A 25,733-nucleotide genomic window follows, 5' to 3' on the forward strand; every position below is an offset into this window, starting at 1 on the left:
CATCAAACAAAGGAAAAAAGTCTTAGGGAGATCGGCACCGCCAAGCGGGGGGGCTTGCGGGGGCCGGGTCGGCGGCCTGCGAGCCGGAGGGCTCGGGCGCCGGGTCCATGTGTAACGACCGGGGGTCGGGGGTCATTCCCCGGTGGGCCCACCCGCCGACGTCCGCTCGTGTGAAGCGGTGCTCGGGTGGTCGCTCGTGGGGACTGCAACGACCGGGGGCCCGGGGTCATTCCGGGGGGCGGGCCATCCCGTCGCACCCGATGGGGCGCGGGTGCTGGGGGAGGCTTCAACGATGCGGACCGGGTCGGCATTCCAACCCCGCTACCAGCTGTTCCAACCTCGGTGGGCGGGGCGGTTAACCGATGGTCCTGCGATCGTCAGAGTGTGTAACGACCCCGCCCGGGCCATCATTCCGACCCACCGGTGCGACCGGTCACAGGCCAAACGCCCCGAACCTCGTACCGCGGCCATCGGCGCTCTCGCTTTAACCCCTCAGACCGGACAAACCTCGCATCAGCCGACCGGTGCCCGAGCAGGCCGGGGCCGCACCGTCCCGCCGGCCCGGGTGCCGCGCGCTTGGGACCCATCGGGCACGCACCACCCCCATGCGGGCATGATCCACTCGACTTCACGGAAACCGCGGCATCCGCGACAGGCCGACACCCCGACTTCAATGAAGCCCAGTCGATCATGAGGTTGGCGATGACTGACGCCCTGCTCAGGGCCGGAAATTCGGTTGAATCTACGCGCAGGCGCCGGCAGGCTGAAGTCTCCGCCACCCCACATCCGGAGGACTTTCCATGCGCCTGCTCCGTGATCTGTGGGGCACCTCGGCACGTCGTATGACGGTCGTGGCCGTCCTGATCGTGCTCGGCGCCGCCGGTCAGGCGGGCGCCTCGGCGCTGGCCGGCGCGGTGCTGGTGCATCGTTCGGCCGGCTTTTTCGTTGTGCTGGCCGCGGCGCTGGTCGCCGTGGTGCTCAGCGACCTCGCGGTGAGCCTGCTGATGGCCGGCTTGACCGCCGACTGGTCCGCCGACGTCCGCCGACGGCTCTGCCGGGTCGCCTTCGGGCAGGACCTGCCCACCCTGGAGACCACCCCGGTGGGTGAGCTGCTCGACCGCATCGACGGGGACGTCTACCAGGTGGCGTCGGCGATCCGTAACCAGGGCACCCGGCTCGCCCAGGGGCTGTGCGTCGGCCTGTTGTCGATGGTCGTGGCGTTGGTCGTGTGGTGGCCGGCCGGTGTCGCGATGCTGCTGCTCACTGTGGTGCTCGCAGTCAGTCTGCGCCGGCCCACGGCGCGGATCGCCCCGGCCCGGATGGCTGAGGAGGAGGCGTGGTCCGACCTGGCCGCCGTGATGGAGGAGGCGGTGCACGGCCAGGACGACGTACGGACCAGCCTGGCCCGCCCGTACGTGCTGCGGCTGTACGCACGGCGGGCCGCCGCCGTGCTGTCCCGGGGCGGCCTGGTCTGGGTGTTGTCCGCCCGGGTGGCCGCCGCCGCGACCGCGACGATCCGGGCTGGCATCGGCGCGGTGGTGCTCGGCGGGGCCTGGGCGTTGACCACCGACCGGATCGACGCCGCCCGGCTCACCGCCATCTGGCTGCTCGCCCTGGCCTTCGGTGCCACCGCGGAACACGTCAGCCGGATGGTGCCGGAGATCCAGGAGGCTCTCGGCGCGTGGGCCCGGGTGCAGTTGCTGCACAAGGCACGGCAGGAGCCCGTCGGCGGCGCCAGCCCGACCGAGGGTGACCTGCGCATCCGCGACCTGACCTTCGGATACCAGGTGAGTGGCCCGGAGGGTGGCCGGGGGGCCGCGCTGCGCGGGCTCAGCCTCACCTTCGCGCGTGGGCGCTCGTACGCGCTGATCGGGCGGACCGGTTCGGGCAAGTCCACGCTCGCGAAGGTGCTCACCAGGGCTGTCGACGTGCCGTCGGGCACTGTCTTCCTCGGTGGCACCGACCTGTGTGACCTCGACGTCGAGCAGTTGCGCCGCTGGGTGGCACTGGTGCCGCAACGTACCGAGATCGTGGCCGGCACCCTCGCGGAGAACGTGGCGCTCTACGACCCCGAGCTGCTCGACGCCGCGGCCCAGGCACTGAACGAGCTGGGCCTGGCCGGCTGGATCGCCGAGTTGCCGGACGGGTTGGCGACCCGGCTGGGGGAGGGCGGGCACGTGCTCTCCGCCGGCCAGGAGCAGCTGGTGGCGTTCGCCCGGATCCTGGTCCGGGACCCGCATGTGGTGATCCTCGACGAGGCCACCGCACGTCTGGATCCTGTCACCGAGGCGCGGGTGCAGCGGGCTACCGAACGACTGCTGCGCGACCGGATCGGCATCGTCATCGCCCACCGACTCTCCTCGGTGCGCCGCTGTGACGAGGTGGTCGTGCTGGCCGACGGCGCGGTGGTCGAGGCCGGCCCGTTGGAGACGTCGACGCGCTTCGCCGAACTGCTGGCGACCAGTCACGCGGCCGCGTACGCCGCAGTGGCACCGGCCGGCCGCGCCGGCGCCGGCACCGGCACCGACCTGCTGGTCGGCCCCGACCCGGCCGACGCCTGGCCGAGCGAGCCGACCACCGAGCCGGTCGAGAGGGCCGGGCAGGTCGAGAGGGCCGGGCAGGTCGAGTCGGTCGAGAAGGCCGGGCCGACGCGGGCCGACCCGCCACCGCTGCCTCCCGTGCCGCCGGCCCGGACGCTGCGAGAGATCATCCGACTCTGCACCAACGATCCCCGGTACGGGCTGGCGGCGATCGGGTTGTTCCTCGGGCTCAGCCTGCTGGGGCTGGACGGCCCGGTGCTGCCCTGGCTGTGGGCCGACCTGGTCGACGGGACCGGCAACCCGTACCTGCCGGCGGTCGGGATCGTGGCCGGGCTGCTGGTCACCATGCCGCTGCCGTACTACACCCACGTCTGGTTCCCCCAGTGGTGGGTGCGGCAGATGCTGCGCATCGGCCTGCGCCTGGTGCACGGCCAGACCGGGGCGCGCCGGGTCAGCTCGCACACCCCGGCGGAGGTCGTGGCGCAGGGCGGTGACACCGAGCGGGTGGTCCAGCTCGCCGACAACGTGCTGGACCAAGGCGTCGCGCTGGTGCTGGTGGTCGCCATGACGGCGGTCACCGGGAGCGTCGTACCGGGGCTGTTCTTCCTCGGCACGATGGTGGTCTCCGGGCTGGCCGCGACGTTGTTCGGGCCGAAACTCGAACGCGCGGCCCGGGCGACGGTGGCGGCGCGGGCCGCCTTCGCCACGGCGCTGGTCTCCGCGCTCTCCGCGGCGCGGACGGTGAAGCTCGCCGGCGCGACCACGGCGGTGCTGCGTCACCTGGCGGGCCTGGACGTGCTGCGCAGCGACCGGCAGCGGCGGGAGATCTCGGTGCAGGTGTGGGCGCGTTCCACGCCGTCGGTGGCGAGCGGGCTGTTGCCGATCGGCGCGTGGGCGCTCTACCTGAGCGGCTCGCTCTCCGCCGGGGCGGTGCTGGTGGCCGTCTCCACGCTGGGCGCGGCGCGCTGGTTCGCCTGGACCACCGCGTCGTTGATCTCCCAGCTGCCCTCGGCGCGGGTCTGGACGCGGCGCACGGCGGCGATGACCGGAGTGAGCGCGTACTCCGCTGGGGTTTCGGCTGTCGACCTGGCCGCCGGGACGGCGCCCGCGCCGACGCCACCACCCCGGCATCCGCTGCGCCGCCTGGACCTGCGCGGCTTCGGGGTGGTGCATTCCGACGGTACGGTGGCCGTCCGGGACGTCGACCTGACCGTGCAGCGTGGGCAGTTGGTGCTGGTCGTCGGGCCGGTGGGGTCGGGCAAGTCCTCGTTGCTGCGGGCGCTGGCCGGGATCGTGCACCACACCGGTGAGCTGGCCTGGAACGGTGACCCAGTCACCGAGCCGGAGCTGTTCCTGCGCCCCAACCAGGTCGGTTACGTCGGCCAGTTGCCTCGGGTGCTGTCCGGCACTGTCGCCGACAACATCGCGCTCGGGCACGAGGTGGACGCGGCCGGGGCGGTCAGCACCGCACAGCTCGACCACGACCTGGCCGCCGCTGGCGGTGGGCTCGGTCTGCTCATCGGGCACAAGGGCACCCGGCTGTCCGGCGGCCAGTTGCAGCGGTTGGCGCTGGCCCGTGCGCTGGCCCCGCGTACCGAACTGCTGGTCGCCGACGACGTGTCGTCGGCGCTGGACGTCACGACCGAGCTGGCGCTGTGGCAGGCGTTGCGCGACCACGGGGTGACAGTGGTCGGCTCCACCGCGAAGCGCGCCGCGCTGGTCCGGGCCGACCACGTGGTGGTGCTGCTCGGCGGGCAGGTGGCGGCCCAGGGGACCTGGCAGGACCTGGAGGGTCGCTGGTCACACCTGGCCGGCTGAGAGCGGGATGACGCTCGGGCGGCTGCGCACAGCGGCAGCCGCCCGACCGCCCGGAAGATCAGGCCGCGCGGGCGTACTGGGCGGGGCCGGAGTACGCGACGCCGAGCTTGGCGGCGGCCCGGCGCGGCCAGTACGGGTCGCGCAGCAGCTCCCGGCCCAGCAGCACCAGGTCGGCCTCGCCGCTGGCGACGATCTGCTCCGCGTGCTCGGGCTCGACGATCAGGCCCACCGCGCCGGTCGGCACACCGGCGTCGCGGCGGATCTGCGCGGCCAACGGCACCTGGTAGCCGGGGCCGAGCGGGATGCGCTGGTCGGTGCTGACGCCACCGGAGGACGCGTCGACCAGGTCGACGCCGACGCCGGCCAGCTCGCCGGCGAGCACCACGCTGTCCTCGATCGTCCAGCCGCCCTCAGCCCAGTCGGTGGCGGAGATCCGGGTCAGCACCGGCACGTCCTCGCCGACCGCGGCGCGCACCGCGCGGGCCACCTCCAGGGTGAGTCGCATCCGGGCGGCCCGGTCGCCGCCGTAGGAGTCGGTGCGGTGGTTGGTCAGCGGCGAGAGGAACTCGTTGAGCAGGTAGCCGTGCGCGGCGTGGATCTCCACGGCGGCGAAGCCGGCGTCCAGCGCGCGTTCGGCGGCCGCGGCGAACGCCTGGACCACACCGGCGATGCCGGCCTCGTCGAGGCTGGTCGGCGTCCGGTAGTCGGTGGTGAAGGGCTCCGAGCCGGGCGCGACGGGCGTCCAGCCACCCTCGCTGTCCGGCACGCCACCGCGTTCCGGTGCCCACGGCCGGTAGGTGGAGGCCTTGAAACCGGCGTGCGCGAGCTGCACGGCCGGCACGGCGCCGTGGGCGGCGACGAACGCGGTCACCGGTCGCCAGGCGTCGACGTGCGCGCCGGACCACAGCCCGGTGTCCTGCGGGCTGATCCGGCCCTCGGGGAGCACGGCGGTCGCCTCGGTCAGGATCAGACCGGCACCGCCGACCGCGCGACTGCCCAGGTGGATCAGGTGCCAGTCGGTGGGCAGGCCATCGGGGCCGGCGGAGTACTGGCACATGGGCGCCATGGCGATCCGGTTGGGCAGTGTGACCGCGCGCAGGGCCAGGGGGGTGAACAGGGAACTCATGGGGTCATCCTCTCGAAGACGGCGACGGGCCCCTCCGGGGAGGGGCCCGTCGCCGTCGGTGTCAGCTGGATCAGGCGGGTACGGGGCTCAGCTCGTCCTGTCGGGTCGGCCGGGGGTCGGCGACCGGCTCCGGGTCGGTCAGGTCCCGCCGACCGGCGGACTCGTACGCGGCCCGGTCGAGGGTGCCCTCCCGGGCGGCGACCACTGTCGGCACGAGTGCCTGCCCGGCCACGTTGGTGGCGGTGCGGATCATGTCCAGGATCGGGTCGATGGCCAGCAGCAGGCCGGCGCCGGCCAGCGGCAGACCCAACGTGCTGAGGGTCAGGGTGAGCATCACGATCGCGCCGGTCAGGCCGGCGGTGGCCGCCGAGCCGACCACCGAGACGAAGGCGATCAGCAGGTAGTCGGTCACGCCGAGCTGCACACCGAACACCTGGGCCACGAAGATCGCGGCGAGGGCCGGGTAGATGGCGGCGCAACCGTCCATCTTCGTGGTGGCACCGAACGGCACCGCGAACGAGGCGTACTCGCGGGGGACGCCGAGGCGCTCGACGGAGCGCTGGGTCACCGGCATGGTGCCGACCGAGGAGCGGGACACGAAGGCCAGCTCGATCGCCGGCCAGGCGCCGGCGAAGAAGCGCAGCGGGTTGAGGCGGCCGGCGAGGATCAGCACCAGCGGGTAGACCACGAACAGCACGATGGCGCAGCCGACGTAGACGGCGGTGGTGAACTTCGCGAGGGGGGCCAGCAGGTCCCAGCCGTACGAGGCGACGGCGTTGCCGATCAGGCCGAGGGTGCCGATCGGGGCGAGGCGGATGACCCACCAGAGCGCCTTCTGGACGATCTCCAGCAGGGACCGGTTCAGCGCCACGAACGGCTCGGCGGGCTCGCCGACCAGCAGGGCCGCGGCGCCCACGACGACGGCGAGGAAGACGATCTGGAGGACGTTGCCCTCGACGAACGCGCCGACCGGGTTGGTGGGCACGATGCCGGTGAGGAAGTCGGTCCACGAGCCGGTGTTCTTCGGCGGGGCCGCGCCACCCAGGTCGAGGGTCACGCCCTTGCCCGGGTTGGTGAGCAGGCCGAGGCCGATGCCGATGCTCACCGCGATCAGGGCGGTGATGCCGAACCACATCAGGGTCTTGAGGGCGAGCCGGGCGGCGTTCGCGACGCCGCGCAGGCTGACCACGCTGACCACGATGGCGGTGAAGACCAGCGGCGGCACCGCCAGTTTGAGCAGCTGGATGAAGAGGCTGCCGACGGTTTGCAGGGTGGTGGTCAGCCAGCTCAGGTCGTTGGCGCGGGCCAGGAAGCCCAGCGCGACGCCGAGCACGAGGCCGAGCAGGATCTGCACGGAGAAGGGAATCTTGCGCAGGCCGAAAGGCATGAGACGTTGTCCAATTGTCTGGTTCCGAGCGGGTGGGCGTGTGTGTGTCGCGGCTATGCCGGACAGACGCCGCTGGCCTGCAGTCGGAGATCGACGTACAGGCGCTCGGTGAGGCCCCAGACATTGGTCATCGCTCGCCGACGTTACGCCGATTCCCGCTCGGAGGAAGGGGTGATCGGCGTGAGGCTCCTTACATCCGGCCCGCCCACCGTCCTATCGACGGGCCAGGGCGAGGGCTGTCGCGGTCGAGAGGCCCCACAGCACCGCGACGGCGAGGACCAGCCGTTCCAGCACGCCCACCACCGCACCCCGGCCGAGGACGAGCATCGCCAGCCCCACCGCGGCGCAGAGCGGCAGCGCCACCGCGGCGGCCAGGCCGGCCAGCCGACGGAGCACCGGGCCCGCCGGCCCGGACACGGCGAGCGTGACCATGGCGAGGACCACCGACGCGGTCGCCGCGATGCTCGTGCCGCCGTGCACCAGATCCGCCGCCGTCGCCCGCTCGAACGGTGGCAGCGGGCAGCCGGCGGAGCAGGTCACGGCCCCGGACACGGCGGTGAAGACCGCGCTGGTGGCGAGCAGGGCCGGTGCCGCCCACACCCCGGGAGGCAGCGCCGCGCCGACCAGCAGCAGCGCTGCGGCCAGAGCGAGGATCCCGATCCGGTACGTCGTGGCGTGACCACTGCCGGCGATGCCCGCCTCGCTGACGTACCCGGTGAGCCCCGGACCGGGACCGGCGACCACGGCGACGGTCACCGCGACCCCCCCGGCCAGCGCGCAGCCGGCCGCGGCGGACCCGGCGACCCGGCGGGCGACGTCGGCGCGGGCCCTTGGCGCGGTCGTGGTGCCGGGCCGACCCAGCTCAGCCACGCCCGTGTGGCGCGCTCCAACCGGAGTCGTCAGGCCCGAGCGGCACGATGCCGCTCGGGTTGATCTCCCGGTGGGTGCCGTAGTAGTGCCGCTTGATGTGGTCGAAGTCCACCGTCTCACCGAAGCCCGGGGTCTGGAACAGGTCCCGGGCGTACGCCCAGAGCACCGGCATCTCGGTCAGCTTCTGCCGGTTGCACTTGAAGTGTCCGTGGTAAGCGGCGTCGAACCGGACCAGTGTGGTGAACAGCCGCACGTCGGCCTCGGTGATCGCCTCACCCATCAGGTAGCGCTGCCCGGCGAGGCGTTCGGACAAGGCGTCCAGCCGGGCGAAGAGTGCCCGGAATGCCTCTTCGTACGCCTCCTGCGAGGTGGCGAACCCGCACCGGTACACGCCGTTGTTGACGTCGGTGTGGATCTCGGCCATCAGCGCGTCCATCTCGGGGCGCAGTTCGACCGGGTACAGGTCCGGTGCGTCGGGCGCGTGCAGCGACCGCCACTCGGTGGACAGGTCGAGGGTGAGCTGCGGGTAGTCGTTGGTGACGACCCGGCCGGTCAGGGTGTCGACCAGCGCCGGCACTGTCACCCGGCCGGTGTAGTCCGCGTCGGTGGCCAGGTACGCCTCGGAGAGGAAGCTGACGCCGAGGACCGGGTCGAAGCCGTCCGGGTCCAGGGCGAACGCCCATCCCCGCTCGTCGCGGATCGGGTCGACGGTGCCCAGCGAGATCGCGTCGTCCAGGCCGAGCAGGCCCCGCACGATCCTCGCCCGGTGTGCCCAGGGGCAGGCGCGGCACCAGATCAGCCGGTACCGGCCGGCCTCCAGCGGCCAACGGTCCTGCTCGTCGGGCCCGCCACCGGGTGGGGAGGTGGAGTCGGCGGTGACCCGACCGGTGAACCGGTTGGGCTGACGGACGAACGCGCCGCCGCCGCTGGTCTCTGCGCTGAACTGGGCCCGGGCCATGCCGCCAACCTATCCGCTGCCGACGCGGATATCCTGGCGGCCGGCAGCCCCCGCGACCCGGTGGGCGTGCCCCACCCCCGCCGTCTGCACCCCCGAAGGACTCGCGATGACCGTGGCATACCTGGTGGCCGGTGTCCGTACCCCGATCGGTCGGTACGCCGGCGCGCTGGCCGGCGTCCGCCCCGACGACCTGGCCGCGCACGTGATCCGCGAGTTGGTCGCCCGGCACCCGTCGGTGGACTGGGCGCGGGTCGACGACGTCGTGCTCGGCTGCGCCAACCAGGCCGGCGAGGACAACCGCAACGTGGCCCGGATGGCGGCGCTGTTGGCCGGCCTGCCGCAGGAGGTGCCGGGCAGCACCGTCAACCGGCTCTGCGGCTCGGGCCTGGACGCCCTGGCCACCGCCGCCCGGTCCATCGTCGCCGGGGACGCGGAGCTGGTGATCGCCGGCGGGGTGGAGAGCATGAGCCGTGCCCCCTTCGTCATGCCGAAGGCCACGTCGGCGTACTCCCGCTCCGCCGAGGTGTACGACACCACGCTGGGCTGGCGGTTGGTGAACCCGCTGATGCGCGACGGGTGGGGCGTCGACTCGATGCCGGAGACGGCGGAGAACGTGGCCGCCGAGTACGGCGTGAGCCGGGCCGAGCAGGACGCCTTCGCGTACCGCTCGCAGCAGCGCGCGGCCAAGGCGCAGGCCGACGGCCGGTTCGCCGAGGAGATCGTGGCGGTGTCCGTGCCGGCCGGCCGCCGGGAGACCCGGCTGGTCGAGGTCGACGAGCACCCCCGGGAGACCACGCTTGCGAAGTTGGCCTCGCTGCCGACCCCGTTCCGCGACGGCGGCACGGTGACCGCCGGCAACTCCTCGGGCGTCAACGACGGGGCGGTGGCCCTGCTGGTCGCCAGCGAGGCGGCGGTGCACCGGTACGGCCTCACTCCGCTGGCCCGGATCGGCGGGGCGGCTGCGGCCGGCGTACCGCCCCGGATCATGGGGATCGGCCCGGTGCCGGCCACCCGCAAGCTGCTCGACCGGGTCGGCGTCGAGCTGAGCGCGGTGGACGTGGTGGAGCTGAACGAGGCGTTCGCCGCGCAGTCGGTGGCGGTGTTGCGCGAGCTGGGGCTGCCGGTGGACGCCGAGCACGTCAACCCGAACGGCGGGGCCATCGCGCTGGGGCACCCGCTCGGCGCCAGCGGCGCGCGGCTGGCATTGACCGCCGCCCTGGAGTTGCGCCGTCGCGACGGTCGCCGGGCTCTGGCCACCATGTGCATAGGTGTTGGTCAAGGGATCTCCCTGTTGCTGGAGTCAGCCGCCTAGAGTGGTCCACACCACACGACCCGCGGGTCGACCGGTGCCCACGCGTGACCGCTGCGCGCCCCGACGCCGGTGCTGTCCCGCGCCGCGGCGATGAACTGGGGAGCACGCTGATGCCGGACGGACTGCCGACCGAGATCGATCTGACCAGGCCGAGCGCGGCCCGGGTGTACGACTATTTCCTGGGCGGGGCGCACAACTTCGAGATCGACCGGCAGCTGGCCGAACAGATCGCCAGCATGACGCCGAATCTCGCCGCCACCATGCGTTCGGGCCGCGAGTTCCTGCGCCGGGCCGTCCGGGTGCTGCTCGACGCCGGCATCGACCAGTTCCTCGACATCGGCTCCGGAATTCCCACCGTGGGCAACGTGCACGAGGTGGCCCAGGGGGTGAACCCCAAGGCCCGAGTGGTGTATGTCGACATCGACCCGGTGGCGGTCGCGCACAGCCGGGAGTTGCTCGCCGGCAACGAGCTGACCGGGGTCATCCACGCCGACCTGCGTGAGCCGGAGCGGATCCTCGCCGAGACCCGGCAGCTCGGGCTGATCGACTTCAGCCGGCCGATGGGCATCCTGCTGGCCGGGGTGGTGCACTTCATCCCCGACAGCGACCGGCCTGAGGAGATTCTGGCCACCCTGCGGGCAGCCGCCGCGCCGGGCAGCTTCCTGGTCATCTCGCACTCCACATTCGAGGACCAGCCGCAGGAGATGCTGGACGCCCAGCGTCTCTCCGCGCGGACGGACACCGAGATCACCCTGCGCTCCCGCGCCCAGGTCGCCGGTTTCTTCGGGGACTGGACGGTCCTCGAACCGGGCGTGGTGCACATGCCGCTCTGGCGGCCCGACTCACCGTCCGACGTGGACGATCACCCGGAGCGGTTCGGCGCCTTCGGGGGCGTCGCCCGGTACGACCAGCCCGCCGGCTGATCCCGTGGCCGCCGTCCCGGACCCCGCCGGGGTCGGTGCTGGCCGGGACCCCGCCGGGGTCGACGCCGGCCGGGCCGACGCCCAGGGGTACGCCGCCGACTGGGCCCGTGCGGTGCGCCGCCTCGGGTTCGTGCCGCTCAGTGCGGCCGAGACCGAGCGGCTGCTGCTGGTGCACACGATCCGGCTGGCGCAGGCGGTGCGGGCGGAGCCCTTCTCCGCCCGCCCGGCCGAGGAGGTCGGGTGGGCGCTGGTGGAGGCGCACCTCACCGAGCCGCAGGCCCTGGACTGGACACTGCACGCCCTCGGTGCGGATTTCGCCGACCGGGTGCTGGGTGCCCTCGACCGGCCGGCGGACCTCGCCGACCGGATCGCGGCGGTGCAGGGCGGGCTGGCCGCCGGGTTCGCCCGCGCGCTTCGCGACCGCACCTTCAGTCAGCAGGAACGGATCGCCCGGTCCGCCTGGCAGGCGCGTGACGAGGTCGAGCAGGCGCTGCGCGACAGCGAGGCACGGTTCCGGGCCGTCTTCACCGGTGCCGCCATCGGGATCGGCATCGCCGGCGTGGACGGTCGGATCATCGACGTCAACCAGGCCTTCGCCGACATGCTCGGCTACTCCATGGAGGAGTTGCGCGGGACCAACGTGGCGGCACTGTTCCACGCCGACGACGCCGCCGGGATGTGGGAGCTGTACCAGGAGCTCATCGAGGGCAAGCATGACGCGGCCCGGGTGGAGAAGCGCTACCACCGCAAGGACGGCAGCGTGGTCTGGACGGATCTGGCCGTCTCACTGATCCGGTACGACGACGGCCGGCCCCGGTTCACCGTCGCGATGATCGAGGACATCACCCAGCGGTACGAACTCCAGCAGCGGCTGCGCTTCCAGGCGTTGCACGACCCGCTGACCGGGCTGCCCAACCGGACGTTGTTCTTCGAGACGCTGGCGCGGGTCCTCGACGGCGCGGACAACGGGCGGCGAGTCGGGGTGTGCTTCCTCGACCTGGACGGCTTCAAGGCGATCAACGACAGCCTCGGTCACGACCTCGGTGACCGCCTGCTGGTGATGATCGGCCGGAGGCTGGCCGCGTGCGTGGCCGACCACGGCCACCTGGTCGCCCGGATGGGCGGCGACGAGTTCGTGATCCTCGTCGACGGTGGGAACGACATCGACGACGCGGTGGCCGTCGCGGAGGCCGCGCTGGCCGCCGTCGCGTCCCCGGTGCACGTCGGTGACCACCAGTTGGCCGTCTCGGCCAGTGTGGGCATCGTGCAGTGCCCGGCTGCGGAGACCTCCCCGTCGGAGCTGATGAAGGCCGCGGACACCACGCTGTACTGGGCGAAGGCGGCGGGCCGGGGCCGGTGGGCGGTCTACGACCCGGAGCGCAGCGCCCGGGACATCGCCCGGTCGGCGTTGGTGGCCGGGCTGCCCGCCGCACTGGACCGGGGCGAGTTCGTCCTGCACTACCAGCCGATCGTGTCGCTGCTGGAGGGCAGCATGCTCGCGGTGGAGGCGCTGGTCCGGTGGGAGCATCCGGAGCTGGGCCTGATCGGGCCGGACCGGTTCATCGGCCTGGCCGAGGAGACCGGCCTGATCGTCCGGCTCGGTGAGTGGGTGCTGCGGCAGGCCTGTCACGACGCCGAGCGGTGGTGGCGGCAGTTCCCCGAGGCCAGGCTGGTGGTCAGCGTCAACCTGGCCGCGCGGCAGGCCGACGACCCGGCGATCGTGGAGACGGTGGCCGACGCGCTGCACACCAGCGGACTGCCGGCCGAGCTGCTTCAACTGGAGCTGACCGAGAGCGCCGTGATGGGCAGCGCCGACGAGCCTCTGCGCAGCCTGTACCGGCTCGCCGCGCTCGGCGTCCGGCTGGCGGTCGACGATTTCGGCACCGGATACTCCAACCTGGCGTACCTGCGGCGGCTGCCGATCCACTGCCTGAAGCTCGCCGGCCCGTTCGTCGAGGGCATCCGCGCCGACGGCACCGACGTCGCCGCCGACCACCGTGACGAACGGATCGTCGACGCGCTGGTCCGGTTGGCGCACGCGCTGGAGCTGTGGGTGACCGCCGAGGCGGTGGAGACCGAGGTGCAGGCGGAACGGTTGCGGGCGCTGCGCTGCGACACCGGGCAGGGACGATTCTTCGGTGCCCCGGCCCCGGTCGACACGATCACCGCCCGGCTCCGTGGCGGGGCGACGGCGTGAGCGGGGGCCCACTACGGTTCGGTCGGCACCGATGGCGGCGATGGAAGGTGGCGACGTGAGCCTGACGGACTCGCAGACCGTGGTGACGGTGGTGGCCGGCCTGGCCATCCTGGCCGGGTTGGCCGGCGTGGTGGTGCCCGGCCTGCCGGCGTTGCCGCTGTGCTGGGGTGGTGTGCTGGTCTGGGCGGTCTTCGGCGGTGCCGGCATGGTCGGCTGGGCGGTGTTCGGCGCTGCCACTGTGGTCGTGGCGGGCGGGACCGTGATCAAGTACGCGTGGCCGGGCCGGAACCTGAAGCGCACCGGTGTGCCGACGTCCACACTGCTCGCCGGCGGCGTGCTCGGCATCGTCGGGTTCTTCGTGGTGCCGGTCGTGGGGCTGGTGCTCGGCTTCGTCGCCGGGGTGTGGGCGGCGGAGCGGCTGCGGCTCGGCAGCAACCAGCTCGCCTGGCCATCCACAGTGCAGGCGCTCAAGGCCGCCGGTCTGTCGATGCTGGTCGAGTTCGCCGCCTGTCTGGTCGTTACCGCACTGTGGCTGGCCGGCCTGCTGCTGGCGTGATCCCCCGGTCGGACGAGTTCGGGGCGATAAGGCGGAGCGGCAGCGGCTAGGGTCGATCCCATGCGCGTCGTGGTGCTTGGCGGTCTTGGTGCCTGGCCCTCCGCCGAGCAGGCGTGTGCGGGCTTTCTGGTCGAGCACCAGGGCTTTCGGCTGTTGGTCGATCCTGGCTACGCGACAGTGCAACCGCTGCTGACCCGGCTGCCCGCCTCAGCGGTCGACGCGGTGTACGTCAGCCACGGCCATCCCGACCACTGCGCCGACCTGCAGCCACTGCTGCGGGCCAGGGTGTTGCCCGACCGGTCCGCGCCGGCCCTGCCGGTGTACGCGCCAAGCGGCAGCCTCGACCCGCTGCTCGCGATCGACGAGTCAGGGCTCATCGACACGGCGTACCGACTGCACGGGTTCACCCCCGGCGACAACTTCGGCGTCGGTCCGTTCACCGTGCGGACATGGTCACTGCCGCACTGGGTGCCGAACGCCGGGGCCCGCTTCACCGCCGGCGGGACGGTGCTGGCCTACACCGGGGACACCGGGCCGAGCCCGATGTTGGTTGAGTTGGCCCGCGACGCCGACCTGCTGATCGCCGACGCGACGTATGTCGACGAGATCCCGGACCGGCATGTCGGATTCCTGTCGAGCGCCGCCGAGGTGGGTCGCTACGCCACCGCGGCACGGAGCAGAGCGGTCCTGCTGACGCACCTGTGGCCTGGCACGGACCCCGACGCGGCCGTCGCCGCGGCACGGCGGGCATACAGCGGTTCGGTCGACGTGGCCCGGTCGGGCCTGCTGGTCGACCTGCCCGCCTGACGCCGGGGCTCGTGGTGACGGGTGGGGGCGCGGGGCACTGGTCGGGTACGGCGACGCGCCGTACGTGAGAGAGAGGTGTGCCCCGCGCCGCCGCGGTCCGGGCGGTCCGAGCGCCCGGGGGTACGCCCGTCGCGAACGGGCTGGTCACGGGCTCAAGGATGCGGCCGGGGTGGCCGCAGGGGCAACACAATTAGCCGTTGGCGGTGACATTCCCGCCGAGTATGTATTGACCGTCTTGATCGCCCGGGATCACACTTTGCCCACTCGCACGCGGAACCACCTCAGGGAGGTGTGCAGTGGCAACGACCCCCGTGCCGACCGCCGAGCAACCGATGGACGACGACGCCCGACGGCTCGCCGAACTCGGCTACAAACAGGAGTTGCGCCGCAAGTGGAGTGGCTTCTCCAACTTCGCCATCTCGTTCTCGATCATCTCGATCCTGGCCGGCTGCTTCACCACCTTCGGTCAGGCGTGGAACAACGGCGGCCCGGTCGCCATCTCCTGGGGCTGGCCGCTGATCTCGCTGTTCATCCTGATCATCGGTTTCTGCATGGCCGAGCTGGTGTCGGCGTACCCGACCGCGGGCGGGATCTACTGGTGGGCGGCCACCATGGGTCGCCCGGTGCACGGCTGGTTCACCGGCTGGCTGAACCTCATCGGTCTGGTGGCGGTCACCGCCTCGGTGGACTACGGCTGCGCGACGTTCCTCAACCTCACCCTGTCCGCGCTCTTCGACGGCTGGGCGGGGACGCTGCGCCAGGCGTTCGTCCTCTTCGTGATCATCCTGGTGCTGCACGGGCTGATCAACATCTTCGGGCACCGGATCATCGACGTACTCCAGAACGTCTCGGTCTGGTGGCACGTGGCCGGCGCGGCCGTCGTGGTGGCCATCCTGGTCTTCGTGCCGGACAACCACCAGAGCTTCCAGTTCGTGTTCACCGAGCGCTTCAACAACTCCGGTTTCGGTGACGGCGACGTCGGCGGGCTGACGTTCTGGTTCTACGTGCTGCCCCTGGGTTTCCTGCTGACCCAGTACACGATCACCGGCTTCGACGCCTGCGCGCACGTCTCCGAGGAGACCAGGGGCGCCTCGCAGGCCGCCGCGCGGGGGCTCTGGCAGTCGATCTTCTATTCCGCTGTCGGCGGCTGGATCCTGCTGCTGGCGTTCCTCTTCGCGGCCACCGACGTCGAGGCGGTCAACGCCGCGGGCGGCTTCTCCGGTGCCATCTTCGAGTCCGCGTTGACGCCGGTCTTCTTCAAGATCGTCATCATCATCTCCACCATCGGCCAGTTCTTCTGCGGGATGAGCTGCGTGACCTCGATGAGCCGCATGGCGTACGCGTTCAGCCGGGACCGGGCGGTGCCAGGGTGGCGACTCTGGTCGAAAGTCGACCGCAACGGCACCCCGGTCAACGCGATCATCGGTGCGACCCTGGCCGGCCTGGTGCTGACCCTGCCGGCTCTCTACGAGAGCTCGGCCGGCATCCCGATCGCCTTCTACGCGGTGGTCTCGGTGGCGGTGCTCGGGCTCTACCTGTCCTTCCTCATCCCGATTGCACTGCGGCTGCGGATGGGTGACCGGTTCGTGCCCGGGCCGTGGACGCTCGGCCGCAAGTACAAGCTGCTCGGCTGGATCGCGGTGATCGAGATTGCCGTCATCGCGGTCTACTTCGTGCTGCCCATCGTGCCCGCCGGGGTGCCCGGCAACGACGGGTTCACCTGGTCGGCCGTCAACTATGCGCCGCTCGCCGTCGGCGGGGTGCTGCTGGTGGTCGCCGTCTGGTGGTACGCCTCGGCCCGCACCTGGTTCACCGGGCCCGTCCGTACCGTCGAGGAGCCGGCCGCGAGGTCAGAGCCTGCGGCGGTTGACGGCCCCGAATGACCCGAGCCCGGCCGGGGCCAGGGCTGCACCGGGTCCGCGAGACGGAACCCGGCACGGCCGGCGGGTGGCGGCTGCCGCTCGCCGGTCGTGAACCGGAGGATGCGGTCGTCCTGTGGCCTCGGCGTGCCATTGCCGTCGCGGTTGCTGGTGGCCACCCAGAGGGAGCCGTCCGGGGCCACCTCGACGGTACGGAGCCGGCCGTAGGCACCCACCAACTCGGCGGCGGTGTGCGGCTGGGCGAAGTCGAACCCGCCGGCACCGGCAGCGGTGACCGACCCGTCCGGCGTACGAACCCCCGCCTCGGCGCTCACCGCCGTGCCGAGCGCGATGGCGAGAGTGACGACGGTCAGGACTGCTCGAAGACGCATGACAACTCCTCGCGTGGTTTGCCGCCGACCACGCCGGGGGCATTGACGGTGATCCGGTTTGCCAGTAGACCTTGGTGATGGAGGCCCGCTCATGAGCAGAACGCCACTGACGCTGGAAGAGTTGCGGGTCGCTGTCGAGGCCGGCGAGATCGACACCGTGGTGTTGGCCCTGGTCGACATGCAGGGGCGCCTGCAGGGCAAGCGGTTCCACGCGCCCTTCTTCCTCGACCAGGTGGTGGCCAACGGCAGTGAGGGTTGCAACTACCTGCTCGCCGTGGATGTCGACATGAACACCGTCGACGGGTACGCGATGTCGAGCTGGGAGCGCGGCTACGGCGACTTCGCGATGGTGCCGGACTTCGGCACGTTGCGTCGTACTCCCTGGCAGCCCGGCTCCGCGATGCTGCTGGCCGACCTGACCTGGCTCGACGGAATGGGCGACGTGGTCGCCTCGCCCCGGCAGATCCTGCGCCGGCAGTTGGACCGGCTGGCCGAGCACGGGCTGACCGCGTACGCCGGCACCGAGTTGGAGTTCGTGCTGTTCCGCGACTCGTACGAGGACGCCTGGCGGCGCGGCTACCGCGATCTCACCCCGGCCAACCAGTACAACGTCGACTACTCCCTGCTCGGCACCGCCCGGGTGGAGCCGCTGCTGCGCCGGATCCGCACCGAGATGGCCGCTGCCGGGCTCACCCCGGAGAGTGCCAAGGGCGAGTGCAACCTCGGCCAGCACGAGATCGCCTTCCGCTACGACGAGGCGGTCGCCTGCGCCGACCACCACGTGATCTACAAGAACGGCGCCAAGGAGATCGCCGCCCAGGAGGGCATGTCGATCACCTTCATGGCCAAGCCGAACGAGCGGGAGGGCAACTCCTGCCACATCCACTTCTCCCTGCGGGACAGCACCGGTGGCTCGGCGATGCTCGGCGACGGGCCGGCGCACCTGTCACAGACCGGGCAGCGGGTGCTCGCCGGGCTGCTGGCCACCATGCGGGAGTTCAGCCTGCTCTTCGCCCCGAACATCAACTCCTACAAGCGCTACCAGCCCGGATCGTTCGCCCCCACGGCACTGCGGTGGGGAGTGGACAACCGCACCTGCGCTCTGCGGGTGGTCGGGCACGGGCAGGGCATGCGGGTGGAGAACCGGGTGCCCGGCGCCGACGTCAACCCGTACCTGGCGATCGCCGGGCTGGTCGCCGGCGCGCTGCACGGCATCGACAGTGAGCTGGAGCTGGGCGACGAGTGCACCGGCAACGCGTACGACGACCCGGAGGCCGAGCGGGTCCCCGGCACCCTGCGCGACGCCCTGGCCCTCTGGGAGGGCTCCACTGTCGCCCGGGAGGCGTTCGGCGACGAGGTGGTGGCCCACTACGCCAACCAGGCGAGGGTCGAGCTGGCCGCCTTCGACGCGGCGGTGACGGACTGGGAGCTGACCCGTGGCTTCGAACGCCTGTAACGCGCCCTGCCGAGCCCAAGCGCTCCGCCGCGTCGATCATGGACTTGTGGTGCCCGGAGTGCGCCAGATTGCGACTTTCGCGAGGCATCACAACTCATGATCGACAACGAGGGGCGGGTGGGGGTGTGACTCTGGTTGTGGATCCGGCTACCGGGGTGGGGTTTCGGGAAGTGGCCGGGGCCTCGGTGGCGGAGGTGGACGGGGCGATCTCGCGGGCGGCCACCGCGTTCGAGGCGTGGCGGAGGGTGGCTCCCGGGGACCGGGCACGCCTGCTGCGGCGGTTCGCCTCCGTGGTCGACGCGCACCTGGACGAGCTGGCCGCGCTGGAGGTCCGCAACTCCGGCCACACCATCGGCAACGCCCGGTGGGAAGCCGGCAACGTGCGGGACGTCCTGGACTACTACGCCGGGGCGCCCGAGCGGTTGACCGGGCGGCAGATCCCGGTGCCGGGCGGGCTGGACGTCACCTTCCACGAGCCGCTCGGCGTGGTCGGCGTGATCGTCCCGTGGAACTTCCCGATGCCGATCGCGGCCTGGGGGTTCGTCCCGGCCCTCGCCGCCGGCAACACAGTGGTGCTCAAACCCGCCGAGCTGACCCCGCTGACCGCGCTGCGGCTGGCCGAGCTGGCCCGCGAGGCAGGCCTGCCCGACGACGTGTTCATCGTCGTACCGGGCGAGGGCGCGGTGGTGGGGGAGCGGTTCGTCAGCCACCCGGCGGTCCGCAAGATCTGCTTCACCGGCTCCACCGAGGTCGGCACCCGGATCATGGCCGGCTGTGCGGCCCAGGTGAAGCGACTCACCCTGGAGCTGGGCGGCAAGAGCGCGAACATCGTGTTCGCCGACGCCGACCTGGAGCGCGCCGCCGCGACCGCGCCGGGCGCAGTCTTCGACAACGCCGGCCAGGACTGCTGCGCACGGTCGCGGATCCTGGTCCAGCGCCCGGTGTACGACAGGTTCCTGGCACTGTTCGAACCAGCGGTACGCGCGGTGCGGGTGGAGGACCCGTCCCGGGACACCGCAGAGATGGGTCCGCTGATCTCCGCGGCCCAGCGCGACCGGGTCGCCGGCTACCTGACCGGTGCGACTGTCGCCTTCACCGGCTCCTGCCCCGACGGCCCCGGGTTCTGGCACGCCCCCACGGTGCTGCTGGCCGACTCGCCGGCCGACCGGCACTGGCGGGATGAGATCTTCGGCCCGGTGGTCTCGGTGCTGCCGTTCGACGACGAGGCCGACGCGGTCCGGCTCGCCAACGACACCGAGTACGGGCTCTCCGGCTCGATCTGGACCCGGGACGTGGGTCGGGCCCTGCGCCTGGCCCGCGCCGTCGAGTCGGGAAACCTGAGCGTCAACTCGCACTCCTCGGTGCGCTACTGGACCCCGTTCGGCGGGATGAAGCGTTCCGGGCTCGGCCGTGAGCTGGGCCCGGACGCGCTGCACTCCTTCACCGACGTCAAGAACGTGTTCATCGCGACAGAGGAGTGACGCCAGTGCAGGGTCGATTGCAGGACCGGGTGGCCGTTGTCACCGGAGCGGGCAGCGGCATCGGGTTGGCCACCGTCCGGCGGTTCACCGCCGAGGGGGCCCGGGTGGTCTGCGTGGACATCGACGTGGCGGCCGGCGAGAAGGCCGCCGAGGAGTGCGGCGGCGAGTTCGTCCGCGCCGACGTCGCCGACGAGTCGGCGGTACGCGACCTGTTCGACGGGGTGGTCGACCGGCACGGCCGGGTGGACATCGCGTTCAACAACGCCGGCATCTCGCCGCCCGACGACGACTCCATCCTGGACACCGGCCTCGACGCGTGGGAGCGGGTGCTGCGGGTCAACACCACCAGCGTCTACCTCTGCTGCAAGTACGCGATTCCGCACATGCGCCGCCAGGGCAAGGGGGCGATCATCAACACGGCCTCGTTCGTGGCGCTGATGGGCGCGGCGACGTCGCAGATCGCGTACACCGCGAGCAAGGGCGGCGTGCTGGCGATGACCCGGGAGTTGGGTGTGCAGTTCGCCCGCGAGGGCATCCGGGTCAACGCGCTCTGCCCCGGCCCGGTGGCCACCCCGTTGTTGCTGGAGTTGTTCGCCGCCGACCCGGAGCGGGCCGCCCGTCGGCTGGTGCACGTACCGATGGGCCGCTTCGGGCAACCCGAGGAGATCGCCGCCGCGGTGGCGTTCCTGGCCAGCGACGACGCCTCGTTCATGACCGCCGCGCAGTTCGTGGTCGACGGCGGCATCACGGGCGCCTACGTCACCCCACTGTGAGCGCGAGGAGTGAGCCGGTCTTGCGAGCCCCGCAGTCGCGAACGAGGCCGGCACTGTGAGCGCGAGGAGTGAGCCGGTCTTGCGAGCCCTGCAGTCGCGAACCTTGGCAGCCCTGTGAGGAGTCGGCCGCTGATCGGGATCAGCGCGTACGTCGAACCGGCCGACTGGGCGGTCTGGAGGGGCGTGCCGGCCGTGCTGGTGCCGGCGGCGTACGTGCGGGCGGTGACGGCGGCGGGCGGCCGGGCGGTGGTGCTGCCCCCGGACGACGTGGACGGCGAGGTGGTGGCCGTCCTGGACGGGCTGCTGCTGGCTGGTGGCGCCGACGTGGGTCCGGGGCGGTACGGCCAGCGGCCCGACCCGCGTACCGAGGACCGGCCGGACCGGGACGCCGGTGAGTTGACCCTGCTGACCGCCGCTCTCGCCGCCGAGCTGCCGGTGTTGGGGGTGTGCCGGGGGATGCAACTGCTCGCCGTGGCCTACGGCGGGACACTGCACCAGCATCTGCCCGATGTGGTCGGTCACGAGGCACACCGTCCGGCGCCCGGGGTGTATGGCAGCCATCCGGTGCGGTTCGCGCCGGGCAGTCTGGCCGCGACGGTGTTGGCCGGGGTGGACCGGGTCAACTCGTACCACCATCAGGCGGTCGCCGACCCGGGCCGGTTGTCGGTGACGGGTTGGGCGGAGGACGGTGTGGTCGAGGTGGTGGAGGACCCGGCCCGGCCGTTCGTGCTGGGGGTGCAGTGGCACCCGGAGAACGAGCCGGACCCTCGTCCGATCACCGCCCTGGTCGGGGCCTCTGGCCAGCGGGTGTGACGGACATCGCCCCCGCGCGCTGGTGCCGCCGGTGGGAGGATCAGCGTATGGGCAAGGTCTATCCGGAGATCGACGCTCGACTGCGTGACTTCATCGCGGCCCAGGCGGTCTTCTTCGTGGCCACCGCTCCGTCCGGCGCGGAGGGCCACGTCAACGTCTCGCCGAAGGGCATGCGGGGCACGTTCGTGATCCTCGGGGCGCACCGGGTGGCCTACCTCGATTACCACGGCAGCGGGGCGGAGACCATCGCCCACCTGCGGGACAACGGCCGGATCACGCTGATGTTCTGTGCCTTCGACGGGCCGCCGAAGATCGTCCGGTTGCACGGTCGGGGCAGCAGCGTCGCCGTGACCGAGGACGCCTTCGCCGACCGGCTCGCCGAGTTTCCCGCACCGCCGGACGTGCACGCCGTCCGGGCGGTGATCACGGTCGAGGTGGAGCGGGTCAGCGACTCCTGCGGCTACGCGGTGCCATTGATGGACTTCCGCGCCGAACGTGATCTGTTGCTCACCTCACACTCGCGTCGTACGGCCGATGACCTGGTGGTCTACCGGGCCACCAGGAACGCGGCGAGCATCGACGGGCTGCCTGTCTTCTGACGCGTCGGGGCGCCTCTGCGACCGCCGTCCGACGCCGCCTCGGGCCCGCAGTGTCCGGTGCCCGACCGCTCAGGCGTAGGTAAACAGCGTCCGCCAGTCGTGATGCGTTACGTTGCTGGTCCGCTTGGGTACAAGTCGAGGCACGGCGGGTGAAGATCAACGGCCGAGGGGTACGGCCGGAGCGGGAGGCTGCATGAGCTCGGCTCAGGGGGGCGGGGACGTCGGGCATCCCTTCGTGTCCGGCCGCGAGATCCCCCCGATGCTGGCAGCGGCGTTCGCGTCCGGTGGCGAGATGGGCGAGCGGCTGAGCAGCTTCGACTGGTCCACCAGTTCGCTCGGCGAGCCCGGTCGCTGGCCGTTGGCGCTCTCCAACGCGGTCGGCATGATGCTCGCCTCCAGTGCGCAGATCGTCATGTTCTGGGGCGACGAGCAGTCCGCCTTCTACAACGACGCCTACCGGCCGACCATCGGTGCCAAGCACCCGCAGGTGATCGGCCAGCCGGCCCGCCAGCACTGGGCGGAGACCTGGGCGGTGCTCGGCCCGCTGCTCGACGGCGTCCGGAGCACCGGGCGTTCCTACCGTGGCGAGGATCACCCCTTCCTGCTGGACCGGTACGGCTTCGTCGAGCAGACCTACTTCAACGTCTCGTACGACCCGATCCTGGGTGACGACGGCTCGGTCAGTGGCGTCTACTGCATCGTCAACGAGACCACCGGGCGGGTGCTCGGCGAGCGTCGGCTGCGGGCGCTCGCCGAACTGGGTGCCGAGCTGAACGACAGCGGCAGCGCCGCCGAACTCGGCCGGACCGCCGCCACGGTGCTCGGCCGGCACCGGGCGGACCTGCCGTTCGCCCTGATCTACCTGGCCGACGACAGCGGCCAGCTCGCCCTGTCTGGCGCCACCGGCACCGCCCCGCCCGCCGTCGACGTCACGTCTCAGCTGCTCACCCGGGTGATCGCCGATGGCGCGCCCGCCACGGTCGAGGTGACCGAGCTGCTCGATGCACCGCCGGCCGATGCCGCCGGCCAGGCCCTCGTGCTGCCGCTCACGGCGACCAACCAGACGGTCGGCGCGCTGGTCGTCGGCGTGGCCCGCCAGCTGCCGCTCAACGACGACTACCGCGACTTCCTCGACCTGGTCGCCGCCCAGATCTCCCGGGCTGCCGGCATTCAACGGGCGTACGAGCAGGAACGGGCTCGCGCCGCCGAGCTGGCGGCGTTGGATCGGGCGAAGACCAACTTCTTCGCCAACGTCAGCCACGAGTTCCGTACCCCGCTGACCCTCGTGCTCGGCCCGCTGGAGGACATGCTGGCCGACCCGGCGCTGCCCGCCGCCGACACCGAGCGGCTCACCATGATGCACCGCAACGCGCTGCGCCTGCTCAAGCTGGTCAACACCGTGCTGGACTTCTCCCGACTGGAGTCCGGCCGGCTCGCCGCCCGCTATCAGCCCACCGACCTCGCCGGCTACACCGCCCGGCTGGCCAGCACCTTCCGCTCGGCCACCGAGCGGGCCGGACTGCGGCTGGTGGTGGACTGCCCGCCGCTGCCGGCACCGGTCTTCGTCGACCGGGACATGTGGGAGAAGATCGTCCTCAACCTGGTGTCCAACGCCGTCAAGTTCACCTTCGACGGCGAGATCCGGGTGCGGGTCCGGGCCGTGGACGGCATGGCCCGGCTGGACGTGACAGACAGCGGCATCGGCATCGTGCCGGAAGAGTTGCCGCACGTCTTCGAGCGGTTCCACCGGGTGCCGGGGGTGCGTGCACGCACCCATGAGGGCACCGGGATCGGTCTGGCACTGGTCCGGGAGCTGGTCGAGATGCACGGCGGTGAGGTCGGGCTGACCAGCGAGGTCGACCGGGGCAGCGCCTTCACGGTGACCGTCCCGTTCGGGTCGGCCCACCTGCCCGCGGAGCATGTGGCGGCGTTCCGCCCGCTGCCCGCGGGTGAGCCCGAGCAGGCCCGGCTCTATGTGGCGGAGACCGCGCTGTGGACCGGCGTCGAGCCGGCAGCCGAGTTCGACAGCCCACCGACGGCGGCCGCTCCGGCCGGTCGGATCCTGGTCGTCGACGACAATGTGGACCTGCGCGAGCACGTCACCCGGCTGCTCTCGCCCACCTGGGAGGTGGTCACCGCGAGCGACGGGCTGGCCGGCCTGCAGCTGGCCCGCGAGGGCGGGTTCGACCTGGTGCTCACCGACGTGATGATGCCCCGGCTGGACGGGTTCGGGCTGGTGAGCGCGCTGCGCGCGGACCCGCGTACCCGTCATGTGCCGATCGTGCTGCTCTCCGCCCGGGCCGGCTCCGCGGAGGCCGTCGCCGGTCTGTCCGTCGGTGCCGACGACTACCTCACCAAGCCGTTCACCGGCCAGGAGTTGATCGCCCGGGTCCGGGCCAACGTCGAGCTGGGTCAGCTCCGTGGCCAGATCATCCGTCGGCTCCGGGCCCTGGCCGACGCGGCGGTGGATGTCAACACCGCCCGCTCGACCGGCGACGTGCTCCAGGTGGCCGCCGGGCACGCGCTCAGCCTCGCCGAGGCCGCCCGGGTGGTGGTCACCGCGACCGGCGCCCGTGGCGAGGCGGACACCGGCGGCGCCACCGCCACCGACCCGTCCTTCGTGGCCGAGCTGACCGGCACCACCAGCAAGCCCCTCGGCGAGCTGCGGGTCTGGGGGCCGGCCGCTGACGACACGCAGGCCGACGAGGCCGCGTTGACCCAGCTGGCCCGCCTGGTCGGGGTGCGGCTGGAAAACGCCCAGCTCTACGAGGCCGAGCACCGCATCGCCAGCACGTTGCAGCACAGCCTGCTGCCCCGGTCGCTGCCTCGACTGCCGGGAGCGGTCGTGGCCAGCCGTTACCTGCCCGGCAGCGCCGACGTCGAGGTCGGCGGCGACTGGTACGACGCGATCGCCCTCGAAGAGGACGAACTGGTGCTGGTCATCGGCGACGTGGTGGGCAAGGGTGTCCAGGCCGCTGCGGCCATGGGACAACTACGCAACGCGCTGCGGGCGTACCTGTTGGAGGGCTACGACCCGGGGGAGTCGCTGACCCGCCTCAACCGACTGGTCGTGTCCACCGAACGCCGATCCTTCGCCACGGTGGTCTGTCTGCTGTTCAACCCGCGCACCGGCCGTCTGCGATACGCGAGCGCCGGCCACCCATCGCCGCTGCGGATCACGGGAGGCGACGTGACGTTCCTGCACGACCGGGCGCTCGGTCCACCGGTCGGCGCCCTCCCCGGCGCGACATACGAGGCGGTCGACGGGGAGTTGGCTCCCGGCAGCCGGCTGCTGCTCTACACCGACGGGCTGATCGAGGACCGCCAGATCGACATCGACGCCGCGCTGGCCCAGCTGCGCGTCGACGCGGCGGCCCCCAGCGAGCACATGGCGGACCTGATCGACGCGGTGGTGAAGCGGGTCGCCGGTCGGCCGCGCCGCGACGACGTGGCCGTCCTCGCACTGGAGGCGGTGGAGCTGAACCGTTTCGCGTTGCGACTGCCGGCGGACCCGACCCGGCTGAGTGTGCTGCGTAAGCGTCTGGAGGACTTCCTGGTCGCGCACGCCGTCAACGAGACGGACGTGTTCGACCTGACCGTCGCGGTCTCCGAGGCCGCCGCCAACGCCATCGAGCACCCGATCCACCCCGCCGAGGCCATGATCAGCGTGGAGGTGGCCATCGAGGACCGGACGGTGACGGCCACCGTGCGCGACAGCGGGCAGTGGCGCGAGTCGACCGACTCCGGTTTCCGGGGGCGCGGCCTGTCCCTGATCAGGGCGCTGGGCGACCTCACGGTGCGGCGTACCGATGAGGGCACCGAGGTGACGCTGCGCCGGCAGCTGCGGGACTGACAGTGCGCCCGGC

At 72.1% G+C, this 25,733-nt stretch carries 17 protein-coding genes; 13 read left to right on the forward strand and 4 right to left on the reverse strand.

The annotated features are described in order from the left end of the window. Positions 1 to 800 precede the first annotated feature (800 nt). On the forward strand, positions 801 to 4,358 hold the full coding sequence (locus KBX34_RS20620; protein WP_210926373.1) for an ABC transporter ATP-binding protein/permease: 3,558 nt from the start codon (positions 801 to 803) through the stop codon (positions 4,356 to 4,358). A 58-nt stretch (positions 4,359 to 4,416) separates the two neighbouring features. On the opposite strand, the gene KBX34_RS20625 is transcribed toward KBX34_RS20620, so the two are convergent. The 4 genes from KBX34_RS20625 to KBX34_RS20640 all read right to left on the reverse strand — a co-directional run bounded on the left by KBX34_RS20625 (position 4,417) and on the right by KBX34_RS20640 (position 8,699). Continuing rightward, positions 4,417 to 5,484, reverse strand: a complete 1,068-nt coding sequence (locus KBX34_RS20625) for an NADH:flavin oxidoreductase/NADH oxidase (RefSeq protein ID WP_210926375.1) — start codon at positions 5,482 to 5,484, stop codon at positions 4,417 to 4,419. A gap of 70 nt (positions 5,485 to 5,554) precedes the next feature. Beyond that, positions 5,555 to 6,859 (reverse strand): dicarboxylate/amino acid:cation symporter, encoded by a 1,305-nt coding sequence (locus KBX34_RS20630; protein ID WP_185755468.1) that lies wholly within the window; start codon positions 6,857 to 6,859, stop codon positions 5,555 to 5,557. Positions 6,860 to 7,084: 225 nt separating this feature from the next. Next, positions 7,085 to 7,741, reverse strand: a complete 657-nt coding sequence (locus KBX34_RS20635; protein WP_210926377.1) for a DUF998 domain-containing protein — start codon at positions 7,739 to 7,741, stop codon at positions 7,085 to 7,087. Beyond that, positions 7,734 to 8,699: a glutathione S-transferase family protein gene (locus KBX34_RS20640; protein WP_210926379.1), complete on the reverse strand. Its 966-nt coding sequence runs from the start codon at positions 8,697 to 8,699 to the stop codon at positions 7,734 to 7,736. Before KBX34_RS20640 ends, KBX34_RS20635 begins: the two co-directional genes overlap by 8 nt. 106 nt (positions 8,700 to 8,805) lie before the next feature. Here KBX34_RS20640 and pcaF point away from each other — a divergent pair, with 106 nt between their 5' ends. The 12 genes from pcaF (at position 8,806) to KBX34_RS20705 (ending at position 25,720) form a co-directional block, all read left to right on the forward strand. Further along, a complete protein-coding gene (gene pcaF / locus KBX34_RS20645; RefSeq protein ID WP_210926381.1) occupies positions 8,806 to 10,011 on the forward strand; it encodes a 3-oxoadipyl-CoA thiolase in 1,206 nt (401 codons plus the stop codon). A 110-nt stretch (positions 10,012 to 10,121) separates the two neighbouring features. Beyond that, the gene (locus KBX34_RS20650) at positions 10,122 to 10,934 is read left to right on the forward strand and encodes an SAM-dependent methyltransferase (RefSeq protein ID WP_210926383.1); all 813 of its coding nucleotides are present in this window, start codon (positions 10,122 to 10,124) and stop codon (positions 10,932 to 10,934) included. A gap of 4 nt (positions 10,935 to 10,938) precedes the next feature. After that, complete coding sequence (locus KBX34_RS20655) at positions 10,939 to 13,131, forward strand: bifunctional diguanylate cyclase/phosphodiesterase (RefSeq protein WP_210926385.1); 2,193 nt, start codon at positions 10,939 to 10,941, stop codon at positions 13,129 to 13,131. Between the two features lie 55 nt (positions 13,132 to 13,186). Continuing rightward, positions 13,187 to 13,687, forward strand: a complete 501-nt coding sequence (locus KBX34_RS20660) for a DUF456 domain-containing protein (RefSeq protein WP_088951520.1) — start codon at positions 13,187 to 13,189, stop codon at positions 13,685 to 13,687. 60 nt (positions 13,688 to 13,747) lie between these two features. After that, entirely contained in the window at positions 13,748 to 14,494 is a 747-nt protein-coding gene (locus KBX34_RS20665; RefSeq protein WP_210792188.1) for an MBL fold metallo-hydrolase, read from the forward strand. A 296-nt stretch (positions 14,495 to 14,790) separates the two neighbouring features. Then, positions 14,791 to 16,377 (forward strand): amino acid permease, encoded by a 1,587-nt coding sequence (locus KBX34_RS20670; protein WP_099851255.1) that lies wholly within the window; start codon positions 14,791 to 14,793, stop codon positions 16,375 to 16,377. Positions 16,378 to 16,836: 459 nt separating this feature from the next. Then, on the forward strand, positions 16,837 to 18,201 hold the full coding sequence (locus KBX34_RS20680; RefSeq protein WP_210926387.1) for a glutamine synthetase family protein: 1,365 nt from the start codon (positions 16,837 to 16,839) through the stop codon (positions 18,199 to 18,201). A gap of 125 nt (positions 18,202 to 18,326) precedes the next feature. Beyond that, positions 18,327 to 19,682 (forward strand): aldehyde dehydrogenase family protein, encoded by a 1,356-nt coding sequence (locus tag KBX34_RS20685; protein ID WP_210926389.1) that lies wholly within the window; start codon positions 18,327 to 18,329, stop codon positions 19,680 to 19,682. A gap of 5 nt (positions 19,683 to 19,687) precedes the next feature. Further along, positions 19,688 to 20,455, forward strand: coding sequence for a 3-oxoacyl-ACP reductase (locus tag KBX34_RS20690; RefSeq protein ID WP_210926391.1), 768 nt, complete (start codon positions 19,688 to 19,690; stop codon positions 20,453 to 20,455). 114 nt (positions 20,456 to 20,569) lie between these two features. Continuing rightward, positions 20,570 to 21,268 (forward strand): gamma-glutamyl-gamma-aminobutyrate hydrolase family protein, encoded by a 699-nt coding sequence (locus KBX34_RS20695; protein WP_307871452.1) that lies wholly within the window; start codon positions 20,570 to 20,572, stop codon positions 21,266 to 21,268. 47 nt (positions 21,269 to 21,315) lie between these two features. Continuing rightward, the gene (locus tag KBX34_RS20700; protein ID WP_088946691.1) at positions 21,316 to 21,867 is read left to right on the forward strand and encodes a pyridoxamine 5'-phosphate oxidase family protein; all 552 of its coding nucleotides are present in this window, start codon (positions 21,316 to 21,318) and stop codon (positions 21,865 to 21,867) included. Positions 21,868 to 22,060: 193 nt separating this feature from the next. Continuing rightward, entirely contained in the window at positions 22,061 to 25,720 is a 3,660-nt protein-coding gene (locus KBX34_RS20705) for a SpoIIE family protein phosphatase (protein ID WP_210926393.1), read from the forward strand. Positions 25,721 to 25,733 lie beyond the last annotated feature (13 nt).

It is taken from the genome of Micromonospora sp. M61 (assembly GCF_018070245.1).
Lineage (GTDB): Bacteria > Actinomycetota > Actinomycetes > Mycobacteriales > Micromonosporaceae > Micromonospora > Micromonospora zamorensis.

Bases quoted from the DNA above. Each gene is read 5' to 3' on its own strand.
- KBX34_RS20620 (WP_210926373.1), top strand. From the start codon at position 801: ATGCGCCTGCTCCGTGATCTGTGGGGCACCTCGGCACGTCGTATGACG.
- KBX34_RS20625 (WP_210926375.1), bottom strand. From the start codon at position 5,484: ATGAGTTCCCTGTTCACCCCCCTGGCCCTGCGCGCGGTCACACTGCCC.
- KBX34_RS20640 (WP_210926379.1), bottom strand. From the start codon at position 8,699: ATGGCCCGGGCCCAGTTCAGCGCAGAGACCAGCGGCGGCGGCGCGTTC.
- pcaF (WP_210926381.1), top strand. From the start codon at position 8,806: ATGACCGTGGCATACCTGGTGGCCGGTGTCCGTACCCCGATCGGTCGG.
- KBX34_RS20650 (WP_210926383.1), top strand. From the start codon at position 10,122: ATGCCGGACGGACTGCCGACCGAGATCGATCTGACCAGGCCGAGCGCG.
- KBX34_RS20665 (WP_210792188.1), top strand. From the start codon at position 13,748: ATGCGCGTCGTGGTGCTTGGCGGTCTTGGTGCCTGGCCCTCCGCCGAG.
- KBX34_RS20680 (WP_210926387.1), top strand. From the start codon at position 16,837: ATGAGCAGAACGCCACTGACGCTGGAAGAGTTGCGGGTCGCTGTCGAG.
- KBX34_RS20700 (WP_088946691.1), top strand. From the start codon at position 21,316: ATGGGCAAGGTCTATCCGGAGATCGACGCTCGACTGCGTGACTTCATC.
- KBX34_RS20705 (WP_210926393.1), top strand. From the start codon at position 22,061: ATGAGCTCGGCTCAGGGGGGCGGGGACGTCGGGCATCCCTTCGTGTCC.